The following is an 11,919-nucleotide window of genomic DNA, read 5'->3' on the forward strand; positions in this document are numbered from 1 at the left end:
TTCTCACGCCTAGCCGATCTCGTCGAGGGAGCCCGCATCGCAACGTCGCCGCCAGACACTTATGGGTAACTGCAAGGACCCGAGAACGCTTACGAAAGATCCATTCACGGGGACTGTTTTTGTGTTCCGCGCCAAGAAGGCAGACCGGTTGAAGTTGCTATATTGGGACGGAACCGGGCTGGTGATGGCCTACAAGCGGCTAGAAGAACATACGTTTACATGGCCCGCCGTGAAAGATGGGCTGATGATGTTGAACCACGCGCAGTTCGAGGCGCTGTTTGCCGGGTTGGATTGGCGACGTGTTCGCGCCATTGAGGCGCGTGCGCCCGAGGCCGTGGAATGACTGCGGCAGGATGACTCAGGTGGTGGTTTCCGCGAGCATTGGCGGCAACGTTTTGGTAAGCATGGAGCATGCCAAATACCGCTGATTTACTTGAAGAAATTGCTGCGCTGAAGGCGATGTTGATTGCGGCAGATGCGCGCGATCTTCGCAAGGACGAGCGCATCGAACGGCTGGAAAAGCTGGTCGCGGCCTTCAAGCATGCGGCTTTTGGGCGGCGATCGGAAAAGAGTGATCCTGAGCAGTTTGAACTGGCGCTTGAGGATCTGGAAACCGCGATTGCCGCGATCCATGCCGAAGAGGATGCAGAGGATCGCGCGGCGAAACGTCCCGCCAAGCAGCGCACAACCAATCGCGGGGCGCTTCCAAAACACTTAGCGCGTATTGAAGAGGTGATTGAGCCCGCAAGCCTGACCTGCGCTTGTGGTGGCTGCCTGCATTGCATCGGCGAAGATGTGTCAGAACGGCTGGACATCATCCCCGCCCAGTTCCGTGTCATCGTGACCCGTCGCCCAAAATACGCCTGCCGCTCTTGCACCGATGGCGTGGTGCAGGCTCCGGCCCCAGCACGGCTGATCTCGGGCGGTATGCCGACCGAGGCGACGGTGGCCCATGTTCTTGTCAGCAAATATGCTGACCACTTGCCCCTGTATCGCCAAGCTCAGATCTACAGCCGCCAGGGTGTTAATCTCGATCGTTCCACCCTTGCAGATTGGGTGGGCCGCGCCGCTTTTGAGCTGCGCCCTGTCTTCGACGCCCTCATGGCAGACCTGAAAAGGTCAACAAAGCTGTTCATGCCCTCTCGGCCGATTGCTGCGCAATCGCCTGCCGGGTGACAGACGAGACCCGTGCCCCGGTGCTCGACCTAGGTTCCAAGAAGACCAAGACCGGCTACTTCTGGGCACGCGCCCGGTCGAGGCGGGCTGCATACAGAACGGATATTGCAGGGCTTTGGCGGCATCTTACAAGTCGACGGCTATGCCGGATACAACCGGCTGATTGCACCCGACCGGATCGGCCCCGGCATTCAACTGGCCTATTGTTGGGCCCACGCCCGCCGCAAGCTAATCGAGATCACACGCACCGGCCCCGCGCCAATTGCCGAGGAAGGTGTGAACCTCATCCGCGAGCTCTATACTATCGAGGCCGAAATCAAGGGCGCCGATGCCGATAGCCGTCTTGCTACACGGCGGGAACGTTCAGCCCCAATTCTTGCCCGCATTGATGATTGGCTGCGCCATTACCGCGCCCGCGCTTCCGCCAAATCGCCCCTCGGTGAGGCATTGGCCTATATCGCGAAATACCGCGACGGCTTGGGCCGGTTCCTGACAGATGGCCACATCGAGATCGATAATAACACCGTCGAACGCACCATTCGCCCCATCGCCCTGAACCGCAAAAACGCGCTATTCGCAGGTCATGATGCCGGGGCCGCTAACTGGGGCGTCATCGCGTCGCTGATCGAAACCTGCAAGATGAACGCGGTCGCCATCGGCGACATCTGCGAAATGTACTCCCCACAGGAGTGCTGGAACTACTTTCTGGCCGCCGAGTATGCCTCAGGTTAAATTAGAAAGGCTTTAGTGCATGGTGGGCCTCTGGTCTATCGGCATCATGCTTTCCGTCGCCGGTGGACGATAGCCCAAGGCGCTGTGGGGCCTGACTGTATTGTAATGGTGACGCCAGCGCTCGATCAGGACCTGGGCCTCGCGTAACGTGTAGCCGGGGATAGTTTCCGCGCGGGTGAAGGCATCGGTGATCTTGTGGATGTCACGGGCGCGCAGGCGGTTCTTGTTGCCGTCCTTGATGAAGCCCTTGGAGGCGTCGATCATGAATAGGGGGCGGTTTGCGCAGGCCCCGGATTTGTCGAGCACGATGATCGAGGCAGGGATGCCGGTGCCATAAAACAGGTTGGCGGGCAAGCCGATGATGCCCTTGATGTAACCGCGTTTGAGGATCTTTTCGCGTAGGCGGGATTCAGCGTTGCCGCGGAACAAAACGCCGTGGGGCAGGATGACCGCACCTGAGCGGGTGGCCTTCATGGAGGCAAGGATGTGCAGAAGGAATGCGAAATCCCCATTTTTGGCGGGGGGTTCCCCATCATCAAAGCGGCCGTATTTCGTATCTTCGGTCAGGCCCGAGGCCCAGGCTTTGGACGAAAAGGGCGGGTTGGCGACGACGAAGTCAAAGGTCTGGAGGGCTTGGCTGCCCGCCAGAAAATGCGGATCGGCTATTACATCGCCTTGCGCGATCTCAGCCGTCTCGCGGTTGTGCATGATCATGTTCATCCGCGCGAGGCCACGAGTGGCAATGTCCATTTCCTGCCCGAAGATCGAGATGGAGACGGGGGCCATCTCTGCCGCCTTGAGCAACAAAGACCCGGAGCCGCAGGTTGGATCATAGACCGATTGCTTGGGGCTGTTGGCGCGGCTGACACCGGCCACGGCCGCAACCACGCGCGACACCTCTGCAGGGGTGTAGAATTGCCCTTTGCTTTTGCCCGCCTCGGTGGCGAAGTTCCGCATCAGGTATTCATAGGCATCGCCAAGGATGTCATCGCCATCGGCGCGGTTGTTCGAGAAGTTCAGCTCTTCCCGGCTGAAGATGTTGATCAGCGTTGTGAGGGTGCTGATCATCTTGGCCCCACGCCCGAACTTTTCCGGATCGTTGAAAAAGGCCCGGTCGATCACCCCGCTCAGATCGTTCTCCTCGGCGATGCGGGCGATGATCATATCCATCCCCTCGCCGATGTTCTTTGCCCCGCGTAAGGCTTTCATGTCTGTAAAAGATGCACCTTGCGGAACCTCGATCAGCGCATCGGATTGGCCTGCCCTGTCAGAGACGTATTTCACAAACAGCAGGGTGAGAATGTAATCCTTATAGAGTGAGGCATCCATGCCGCCCCGAAGCTGATCGCAGCTTTCCCAAAGAGACCGATAAATATCGCTTTTCTTAATGGCCATGGATTGCCCCCTCGGCTTCGGATTATCCTAATTTTATCTAGAGATACGTTTTCTTGGGTGCGGATGACAGACCCGATTGGTATGGCGGCACAGGTTTATTGAGAGCCTTTAACCGTAGCGCAGGGCAAGGCGGTTGGGATGATCCTCTGAGTGGGAGGGCTGGTATCGGGCCCGTCTCCCACAAAATAGAAATAGGGATTTCCGTAATATTCACTTTTGGAAAAACTATAACAAAAATTATTTGGATCAGTATCTTGCCCATTTTTCCGATCAAGACCTGCCATTTTTGAGAAACTCTTCACGAGCGCGTGAGAACTCTCCTTTTTGCAAGAAAATCTTCTGAATCCGGTTTTGGATTTTCTCACCCCCCTCATAGCCTGACCATGAACAACAAGGTTCCTCGCTTTGTTAAATAAACTCAGGACCCCTCATGGCACGCCCCAAGAAAACCGATGTCGAAAACAGCGCGACGACGATGACGATCTCAATGACCTTTGCGGAAAAACAGGCAATTCAAACGGGGGCGAAGGCATCGGGGCTAACTTACTCTGCCTTTGTCCTTGGGGGGTATTTCCGGAAAGAGGGCGTTCCTGCACAAAGATCTTATCGTCGGGCGGAGGTTGTGAATGCGCTCACCGCGGCCTCCAAGGCGCTCGACGATATTGCCGCCGCAATCCGGGGGCCGGGATTGGCAACCGATTTTGATCTGGTCATGGCCTTGTTGTGCGTGGAGCGGGCCCTGTTGCTGGCGGCTTTTCCAAACCGGCAGCTTGATTTGATTGACGACCTTATGCCGCTTGATCCGGAGGCCATGGCGCAAGGTGAACTTGCATGATCGACGGCTTCTCAAAATACCATTCTGATGACCCATCCGGAGAGATTGGGGTAATTCATTATTTCCTATCGCCGCGGCCCCGGCGGGGCAAATCGGCGCGGGCAGCACAACCTCGAAACCCGGTTCCGGAGTTGCTGATTGGAAATCCGGATATTTTTCAGGCCACGGTTCGCGCCCTGACATCGCAGGGGCGTTATCGATCCGGGGTGCTGTCTTTTGCGACTTCGGATATTGATCAGGTTCGTTTCAATGCGGGCGATCCAGACCTTCGCGGCAAGGTGGCGGCGATCATTGATCTTTTCAAAGAGGTCCTGTTTCCCGGAATTCCGGAATTTGCTCGGCCTCATGTCATCTTTGCAACCCATACCCATGCTGGGCGCCTTGAGGTTAATTTTGCGGTTCCGCAAGCGATCCTGAAACCGGATGGGATGCTACGTGCCTACAATCCGGAGCCGCCGGGGCCGGCTGCCCGCGCGCGTCTGATCGCGTTTCGAGATCTGGTGAACCTGAGATTTGGCTTCGCTGATCCGGAGGATCCGCGTCGAAAGCAGCTGGTCACCAGTACCTCGTGGCGGCGCAAGCGGGCGGCCCAAGCGGCGCGGGATGGCGCAATTTTGGTGCAAGATGATTTTGATCGGATCGAGGCAGCCTTGGTTGCCGCCGCGCATAAGGGGGAGATCAAATGTCGGTCTGATGTGTTGGCTTGCCTGCAGGACTGGGGGCAGGGCATCGGCTGGGATGTGCTGCGGATGGATGCCGAGAGTATCACCATGGGGCCAGCGCAGGGCACGGTGCCAAGCCAGCGACTTCGCCTGCGGGGACTTTTGTGCCGAGATGACTTTGATGGGACCATTGTCGCGCCGGACGCTGCCATGCAGGCCCGCCAAAAGGTCATGCAGACCGCCCCGGACCGCTTGCTAAAGGAATGGCAACGCTGCGCGGACTTCAACGTCAGCCGCTATGGGCAGGGCGCTTGGCCCCCATGCTTGTTTGACCCGCATCTGTGGCTTTCGGGCCAAGCGGCGACCAATACGACCATACCTGGCCGTCACTTTCTGAACATGGACCCTCAACCTCAAATAGGAGCAACTTATGAAACCGCACAGCCTCAGCCCGATGGGGAAACTCCTCTTCGACACAATAGAGACCATGAAACGCCAGCACGTGCAGCAGACCGCAGAAATGCAGGCTCAAATAGCGGATCTGGAGGCCAAAGTCGCTGGACTGACGGCGGGGCAGGTGCCGGCGGACCAATTCATAGAGGGCCTGTCACAGCTTTTGGGGGGCAGTTTGCCGCCCAACAACTTCGGACCCTCGCCACAAAGCTAATCACGGCCGTTCGGTGGATCGGCCACCATTATTGCGCATTCATCGGTCTGGACCAAATGGACAGCCTCATTCCGGCACCGCTGATCGCGTCAATGCAATCCCTCAAACTCAAACAGGAAAAGCTAAATGCAACCATCAGAACCTATCTCATCTCTGACTCTCTCGGAAAAAGATATCCAACAACTCCTCGCCCAGACGCAAACTCTGGTCCGGCTGATCGAGCCGCTGATGCTGTTGTTGTCCAGCGCGTCAGGGCAGACCTCCGGGGCGGGGCAACGACTGGAGGAATTGATCCAGCAGCTGACATGGGTGGTCGCGGGCTTGCAGCAGACCATGGAAATGCAGGAGAAGGTATTCGGGCCCTCGGGCACGCTGATTGGGCTGGAACAGCGCCTATCAGGCGTGGAAGCGCAGATGAGGCGGCAGACGGAGGTTTCAACGCGGATCTTGGCAGGCTTAACCCAAATGACCGCGTGGATGTCCGGCAGCGCCTGATACCAGTCATGACCGGGAGCAGGCTTTGGCTGGTCAGGGCCGTCCGTGAGGCGCTGACCCAAGCCGCACCGGATGTGCGGTTCACGATGCAACCCATAGCCCTTCCCGGATCGGCGTTTACACTTTCGGTTGATCTTCCCGGGGTAGGGGCACTTGAGATCTCCAAAACCACTGTGCTGGCTTCGCGGATGGATCATCCAAAATTGTTGAAGAGGATCATTGCCACGGTCAAGGACATGCTTGGGATCGGGTCGGTGAAACAGGATCAACAGGTCATTCAGGCGGGCCAAGATGATGGCGCAGTTAAAAGGCCCACGAATGCCCGCAAACCCCGTATTCTTGTTCTTGCCGATGGCCCAGAGATACTCAAACAATGCGAGGCTTATCTTGTGGGCGTTGCCTCGTTTGAGGCGAAGCTGATGATGGCATCGGTCATCTCAACCAACGAAAACCGAATAAAAATATCCGAAGCATGCCATGCGGGGCAGTTTTCAGGGTGTATGCTGGTCGTGGCTGATCCGCTGGCGTTGGATCTGGCGGTTCAAAGCCAATGGAACAGGCTCAGGTCGCTGATAGGGCCATCTACGGACTTTACGCTGTGCATTTTGGACGCGGAGGGGCAGATGCAGGTTGTTGTGCCTGAAAGCCCTGTGCCAGTTTCAGAAAATGCCGCCGAGCTCTCGGAAGAGGAGGCAGGAGGCGGCCCCGAGCCCGGTTGAAAGCATGGATAAGAGCCCCAGGTTTGCCCAAACTTTCGCGGAGGCCCTATGGCTGAAATCTACCACACAGAGACAGGGTCTCCGCGCGGGGATGTGGGGGCGTTGCCGAAAAGAGTGGGCATGTAAATCCGCAAACTTGGGTTATGAATGAGGGAGCTTTGGGGGCAGGTCAATTGGTATAGAGGATGCGGATAAATAGTTTTGTAGGGGATGAAGAATTCTGTCCCAGAATTAACCCAAGTAGTGGCTGATATGAGAGGTGCGAGTCGAACATGAGCACAAGAAGTGGTTACACACGCCATTTATATCAAAAGCGAGCGAAGCCTTTTCCGCGTTGCCATAGCCCTTCCAGCCTACCTTTGGTGCCGTCAAGAGGCCCTGGTTTATGCGAAAGTATGTTTTGCAGGAGACGTCGCGCCCGCAATACATCGGGGCTTGCTGGGGTTGACCGAGCGGCCAAGACATCAAGGCACATTGCTTCAACAATTGTTTTTACCTGTGCATCAAGATCCATAAGGTCTTCTGACGCGGCGATAGCATCATCGGCTGCGCGCTCATCCAACCATGTGGTGAGGTCATCTGGCAGCCTGCGGTTGGGTCTAAAGGCGTTGTCGCGTCGATGCGCAAGTAGGGCGATCCGCGCTTTTAAATCTCGCTGTGCGACAACCCTTAACGCCTCTGATGCCGCGAACATCTCGTCATACCACCCTTTATTGATCCTGCCGTCGATCATGGCCTTTGCGCCATCCAGTCCGAACAGGGTCGACGCGCCCATGATAGGTCCTAAAATCAAAGCCCCTGCTGGACCGATTGTCACAAGTCCCAAAATCGCTCCGGCCTTACTGCCCACCGTCACAAGGGTGCCCCGCAATGCGGTATCGACAACAAGCCAGGCTGGCAAAGCCCCGGCTGAAATCTCGCCTTTCAAAACGGCTACGGCACCACGGATTGCTCCAGCTCCGATTGCAGTGGCCATCGCATCGACAGATGCCAGCTCAATCCCAGCTGCGACAGAACTAGCCGTTATGTCCTCAACGATGCCCAGCTCAAACCCATCAAGTGCTGTCACCAGTCCCGCCCAAGGCTGGTCAGAGATCAACCCGACAAGCTCCGCATTCGCGATAACAGGAATGTCAGGGTATTTTTCAAAATGTTCGCTTAGTAGGGAAAGCCCTTCGCCGCACTTCACTTGAACCTCTTGCCCATCCACAATCAGATCAAATCCGGGGTTGGCGCTGCTGTCTGGCAAGGTGACGTGATGGCCTTTGGCGAGGAGGTTCCCAAGCACCATCTGTTCGGCCGTGAACCCTCTTAGCGCGATATCTGCGCCGTGAACCGCAAACTCTGTCGCATGTGTTGCAAACTCAATTTGATTGGAAAGATCAGCTGTCCGCCAAAAATCTGCCGCAGCGAGCACTCTCGGGTCGATGGACATTGCATGATACAGCATCTCTGCTGCGGTCAGTCCGACGATGGCCTCGGTCTCGCCAGAAATCGTGTTGTGATTTGGTATTTCTGATGCCGTGCCCCAGTTCTCGGGTTCACGTCCTGGTGCATCGGGCATTCTGCGCCCGATTTCCGCTTCCACGCGTGCCGTCAGGGATTTCATCGCAGTCCATTCGGGCATCTTCAAATGTTCAGGCTTGCGCTGGCCAGCTGCACTCAAATGCCGGAAGGCAGTGCTAGTGCGCCCCAGCCCAGCACTGGGATCGGCAAGCCCGCGCATCGCGAGGAGAACCACAATGCTCGCTGAGATCTGCGCTTTGATCGTTTGGTTCAGACGATTTCCACCAAATCCACCCAAGGCAACCAGACCGGCCATAATCGTGACGGGATTAACCAACACGGCCAGCAATGAGACAACTGCGGGGCCACCCATCAATGGGATAAAGGCAGATGCCTGCGCGGCAAGAATATACGGGGCAAAGCCAGCACTGTTTACAGCCGCCGCCAACCCGACCCAACCGCCAGCAGCGGTAATGCCGGCCCAGGCCTGATTTCCGCCTTTTTGCATGGCTCGCGCGATGTCGGGATCGAACTTGCCTTGGTTTTCGCCCAGGTCAATCGTGTCGAGCATGGAGGCCAGCTGCCGAGCAACGATTTCAGGAAACGAAAGAGGCGGAGATGACTGCCAAATAGACTTGGGGTCATTATATATCGCGCGCATCTTATCTTCGATACGTTCACGATAAGTATTGCGTCCGGCATCTTTCCTGTGGTTTAGCTCATCCGTTGCGCGCAAGCTTGGCGACAAAATTTGCGACGCCCTCACCCCGAGAGCGGCAGCCACTTGGGCCAATCTCCGCTCCGAAAGCGGTAAAGAATTTCCTGTCTCCAAGCCATTTGATAGGCCTTGCCAAAGTCTATGTCGCAAAACATCGTCAGGGATATCAGAACTTTGGAGTGTTGCGGCAGCAGACTGAACCCGCACTGCGGCGGTTTCAATTTCCGAACCGATCCGTTGCAGCAAGTCGGCACCGACGCCGACTGCCGCGCCTGCTAGGCTTACTGTCTCAAGTAGAGCGCATAGCCCGGCCAATTCCTCCCTTGAGGCAAGGCCAAGCCCTGAAGCGATCAGGTGGGGATGCATTGAAGGAGACGACGAGGAAGAGGGAGCCAATGATTTCATAAGCATACCATAGGCATCCTGCGTGGTTCTTAAAGGACTATCGAGCATTGCAGTTGGCGGAAATCGTTCGTCCGTTTAAGTCCCATAGTTCATATGCTTTGTTGCCGTAAATGCTATTTGAGGAGCGGCATCAAACCGCGACAGGTCCAGACCGGAACTAAACCGTGGCAAGGCCATTGCGACAGAACCGTTTTCCATACCAGCTTCCTCCTGTGAAGCGGTTCCGGTCCTGACCGTGTGGGGTAGGTTGCCTCGACCGAAGCCGCATGTCAGAGAGGCCGCTTAATCAACAAAGAACCGACTCAAATATGTTCCTTTCAGAGACTGAACGCGACACGTTGTTAAAAACCCTGAACGCCAAATCTCCAGAGCTGATTCAGGCCCGCATGGCGAATGCCCTGCTCCTTCTGGCGGACGGCCTGAGCACGGAAGATGTCTCGGGGCTGCTCTACTTGGATGAGGCGAGCGTTGCCGGGTGGAAGAAAATGTTTTTTAAACGCAACCCGAAAGCAGCCTGAGGCACACAGCAACCTGTATTGCACTGCGGAATAATCTGGGAAAACTAAATATCAAAATGCCAGAGGTGATGATTATTGGAGACTCAAAGTACTGTAAGAACGGCAGTGAAACAGTTTGCCACGGAAGTGGCGGGATAGTCTGGCGTTTGAACGACTGTTTAGTCGACATATGAAAGATCCTTTCGTAAACATGATCCCAGATAACAGGCAATTAGTGCAACAGCCTCGTCTGCTTTGAAGGAATAAAACATGTCAAAACACGGGTATGAATCCGGTCGTCTTAATCTGCCATTCGTCGGCATCTGCACCTTCGGCAAATACCGCTACGTGGAAGATTGGGATGCCATAAAGGCAGACGTCGCCGTGATGGGCGCGCCGTATGATTTCGGGTGCCAGTGGCGCTCGGGCGCACGGATGGGGCCGCGGGCGATCCGCGAGGCATCGACGCTGTTCGCGTTTGGTCATGCCGGGGCTTACGATCACGAAGATGACGTGACCTATCTGGATCCTGCCAAAGTCACTATCGTCGATATCGGTGATGCGGACATCGTGCATACGGACACAGAACGAAGCCATGCCAACATCGAATACGGCGTTCGCAAGATTTTGGCGGCGGGCGCGCTTCCGGTTGTTTTGGGAGGAGATCATTCGATCAATATCCCCTGCATCAACGCCTTTGACGATCAGGAGCCATTCCATGTGGTGCAGATCGATGCCCATCTCGATTTCGTCGACGAACGCCACGGCGTCAGATACGGCCATGGCAACCCGATGCGCCGCGCGGCGGAAAAGCCTTATGTCACAGGCCTGAGCCAGATCGGCATTCGCAATGTCTCGTCTACCGCGAAAGACGGCTACGATGATGCGCGTGCAATGGGGTCTGATATTCAATCGGTTCGTCAGGTTCGTAAGATGGGCGTTGAGGCGATGCTTGAACGTATTCCGGCAAATACGCGGTATTACGTCACGATCGATATCGACGCCTTCGACCCGTCAATCGCGCCGGGAACCGGCACGCCTAGCCATGGCGGATTTATCTATTACGAGGTGTTAGAGATTCTTGCGGGCCTAACGAAACGCGGAAACATCATCGGCGTCGATCTGGTCGAAGTCGCCCCAGACTACGATCAATCTGGCTCCACGTCGACCCTTGCTGCGCAATTGCTGATGAACCTGATTGGACGAATTTTGCACGAACGAGAGTAGATGCCGGTAGAAACCCGCGTTGTTGCATGGATCAGCTGGAGCTCGAAACGAGCCCTCCCCGAGACGGAATTCAGGCGATGCGTTCGAAATACGGGCGTCCAAGTCCAGTCATCTGGTTGAGAACGCGGACACCAATCCTGGCTTCTGTTTTCTGATTTTCGAAGTTGCGCGCCTTTAGCTTAGGCCCGATAACAGCCTTCCAGCGGCTCATGAGAGTTTCACCTCGGCTGCGTTGACTGTAGCCAGTGGTTTTCTGCCAGGCCATCCGCCCGCGGGCTGCGATCTCGGCGATATAACAGTCAGGTCTTGCCGGTCATCTGTTTCAGGATGAAACCATTGTATCGCGCGTTTCGGGCGCAGGACATTTATATGCTTCTGAAAGTACCCTCTTAACTAAAGAATACAAAGATATTAAATATGACCTGACCGGTTCGCATTTGTCTGACACCACCATCAGCGCTGCTGTCGGGATCCGCTCGGGCAGCACTTCGTCACGCAGGATAAGGGCAGCAATCGGCGTCACCGCCCAATGCGCACTTTAACAAGATTTGTGAAATAGTGTCCAAATCGAGCTCCCGCAACCATCGTTTCCGACCTAAGGCCCGCACTTGTTGCGGGCTTTGTCGTATCCACATCCCCCAATGATAAAATCCCAGATAATTCCCCCGCAAGTTCAATGCGATGACCGTTCGGCGCGTCTGCGTCAGGGATCATACGCACCTCGGAGATCAACCCGCGCAGCGCCTCGGTGGCCTCCATCTTGAGGGCGGGGTCTTGCAATGCGGATGAGAGGTTGCGGATCTTAGTGCGTAACCACCCCATTGGCACCGCCTGCCTGAGCTTGGGGCTTTGATCTAATACACGTGTTTAATGACGTCATTAGTG

At 56.1% G+C, this 11,919-nt stretch carries 9 protein-coding genes and 4 pseudogenes; 8 read left to right on the forward strand and 5 right to left on the reverse strand.

Going from position 1 to position 11,919, the window contains the following annotated elements:
* The first annotated feature begins 61 nt into the window (after nucleotides 1-61).
* Nucleotides 62-343 (forward strand): IS66 family insertion sequence element accessory protein TnpB, encoded by a 282-nt coding sequence (gene tnpB / locus ACEN2J_RS19520; RefSeq protein ID WP_442108257.1) that lies wholly within the window; start codon nucleotides 62-64, stop codon nucleotides 341-343.
* 116 nt (nucleotides 344-459) lie between these two features.
* Nucleotides 460-1,908, forward strand: a pseudogene (gene tnpC / locus ACEN2J_RS19525) (IS66 family transposase).
* A gap of 12 nt (nucleotides 1,909-1,920) precedes the next feature.
* Here the strand turns inward: tnpC and ACEN2J_RS19530 are convergent.
* Nucleotides 1,921-2,061: pseudogene (locus tag ACEN2J_RS19530) on the reverse strand (integrase core domain-containing protein); the annotation flags it as partial.
* 6 nt (nucleotides 2,062-2,067) lie between these two features.
* Nucleotides 2,068-3,303 (reverse strand): annotated as a pseudogene (locus ACEN2J_RS19535) (N-6 DNA methylase); the annotation flags it as partial.
* A 487-nt stretch (nucleotides 3,304-3,790) separates the two neighbouring features.
* Between ACEN2J_RS19535 and ACEN2J_RS19540 the strand changes: the two are divergent.
* The 4 genes from ACEN2J_RS19540 to ACEN2J_RS19555 all read left to right on the forward strand — a co-directional run bounded on the left by ACEN2J_RS19540 (nucleotide 3,791) and on the right by ACEN2J_RS19555 (nucleotide 6,681).
* A complete protein-coding gene (locus ACEN2J_RS19540; RefSeq protein ID WP_442108259.1) occupies nucleotides 3,791-4,138 on the forward strand; it encodes a hypothetical protein in 348 nt (115 codons plus the stop codon).
* A 1,092-nt stretch (nucleotides 4,139-5,230) separates the two neighbouring features.
* Complete coding sequence (locus tag ACEN2J_RS19545) at nucleotides 5,231-5,467, forward strand: hypothetical protein (RefSeq protein WP_442108261.1); 237 nt, start codon at nucleotides 5,231-5,233, stop codon at nucleotides 5,465-5,467.
* Between the two features lie 126 nt (nucleotides 5,468-5,593).
* A complete protein-coding gene (locus tag ACEN2J_RS19550; protein ID WP_442108263.1) occupies nucleotides 5,594-5,962 on the forward strand; it encodes a hypothetical protein in 369 nt (122 codons plus the stop codon).
* A gap of 8 nt (nucleotides 5,963-5,970) precedes the next feature.
* Nucleotides 5,971-6,681, forward strand: a complete 711-nt coding sequence (locus ACEN2J_RS19555) for a hypothetical protein (RefSeq protein WP_442108265.1) — start codon at nucleotides 5,971-5,973, stop codon at nucleotides 6,679-6,681.
* Between the two features lie 307 nt (nucleotides 6,682-6,988).
* On the opposite strand, the gene ACEN2J_RS19560 is transcribed toward ACEN2J_RS19555, so the two are convergent.
* Nucleotides 6,989-8,758 (reverse strand): hypothetical protein, encoded by a 1,770-nt coding sequence (locus ACEN2J_RS19560; RefSeq protein WP_442108267.1) that lies wholly within the window; start codon nucleotides 8,756-8,758, stop codon nucleotides 6,989-6,991.
* A gap of 860 nt (nucleotides 8,759-9,618) precedes the next feature.
* Here ACEN2J_RS19560 and ACEN2J_RS19565 point away from each other — a divergent pair.
* Nucleotides 9,619-9,828: a hypothetical protein gene (locus ACEN2J_RS19565; RefSeq protein ID WP_442108269.1), complete on the forward strand. Its 210-nt coding sequence runs from the start codon at nucleotides 9,619-9,621 to the stop codon at nucleotides 9,826-9,828.
* 249 nt (nucleotides 9,829-10,077) lie between these two features.
* Nucleotides 10,078-11,034 carry an agmatinase gene (gene speB, locus ACEN2J_RS19570; protein ID WP_442108271.1) on the forward strand — a complete coding sequence of 319 codons (957 nt, stop codon included), beginning with the start codon at nucleotides 10,078-10,080 and terminating at the stop codon, nucleotides 11,032-11,034.
* Between the two features lie 70 nt (nucleotides 11,035-11,104).
* Here speB and ACEN2J_RS19575 read toward each other — a convergent pair.
* Nucleotides 11,105-11,335 (reverse strand): annotated as a pseudogene (locus tag ACEN2J_RS19575) (IS5 family transposase); the annotation flags it as partial.
* A 218-nt stretch (nucleotides 11,336-11,553) separates the two neighbouring features.
* Nucleotides 11,554-11,856, reverse strand: coding sequence for a hypothetical protein (locus tag ACEN2J_RS19580; RefSeq protein WP_442108273.1), 303 nt, complete (start codon nucleotides 11,854-11,856; stop codon nucleotides 11,554-11,556).
* Between the last annotated feature and the right edge of the window lie 63 nt (nucleotides 11,857-11,919).

Origin of the sequence: Pseudorhodobacter sp. W20_MBD10_FR17 (genome assembly GCF_052119765.1) — a bacterium.
Classification (GTDB): Bacteria; Pseudomonadota; Alphaproteobacteria; order Rhodobacterales; family Rhodobacteraceae; genus Pseudorhodobacter.

Bases quoted from the DNA above. Each gene is read 5' to 3' on its own strand.
- tnpB (WP_442108257.1), top strand. From the start codon at position 62: ATGGGTAACTGCAAGGACCCGAGAACGCTTACGAAAGATCCATTCACG.
- ACEN2J_RS19540 (WP_442108259.1), top strand. From the start codon at position 3,791: ATGACCTTTGCGGAAAAACAGGCAATTCAAACGGGGGCGAAGGCATCG.
- ACEN2J_RS19545 (WP_442108261.1), top strand. From the start codon at position 5,231: ATGAAACCGCACAGCCTCAGCCCGATGGGGAAACTCCTCTTCGACACA.
- ACEN2J_RS19550 (WP_442108263.1), top strand. From the start codon at position 5,594: ATGCAACCATCAGAACCTATCTCATCTCTGACTCTCTCGGAAAAAGAT.
- ACEN2J_RS19555 (WP_442108265.1), top strand. From the start codon at position 5,971: ATGACCGGGAGCAGGCTTTGGCTGGTCAGGGCCGTCCGTGAGGCGCTG.
- ACEN2J_RS19560 (WP_442108267.1), bottom strand. From the start codon at position 8,758: ATGCTCGACACGATTGACCTGGGCGAAAACCAAGGCAAGTTCGATCCC.
- ACEN2J_RS19565 (WP_442108269.1), top strand. From the start codon at position 9,619: ATGTTCCTTTCAGAGACTGAACGCGACACGTTGTTAAAAACCCTGAAC.
- speB (WP_442108271.1), top strand. From the start codon at position 10,078: ATGTCAAAACACGGGTATGAATCCGGTCGTCTTAATCTGCCATTCGTC.
- ACEN2J_RS19580 (WP_442108273.1), bottom strand. From the start codon at position 11,856: ATGGGGTGGTTACGCACTAAGATCCGCAACCTCTCATCCGCATTGCAA.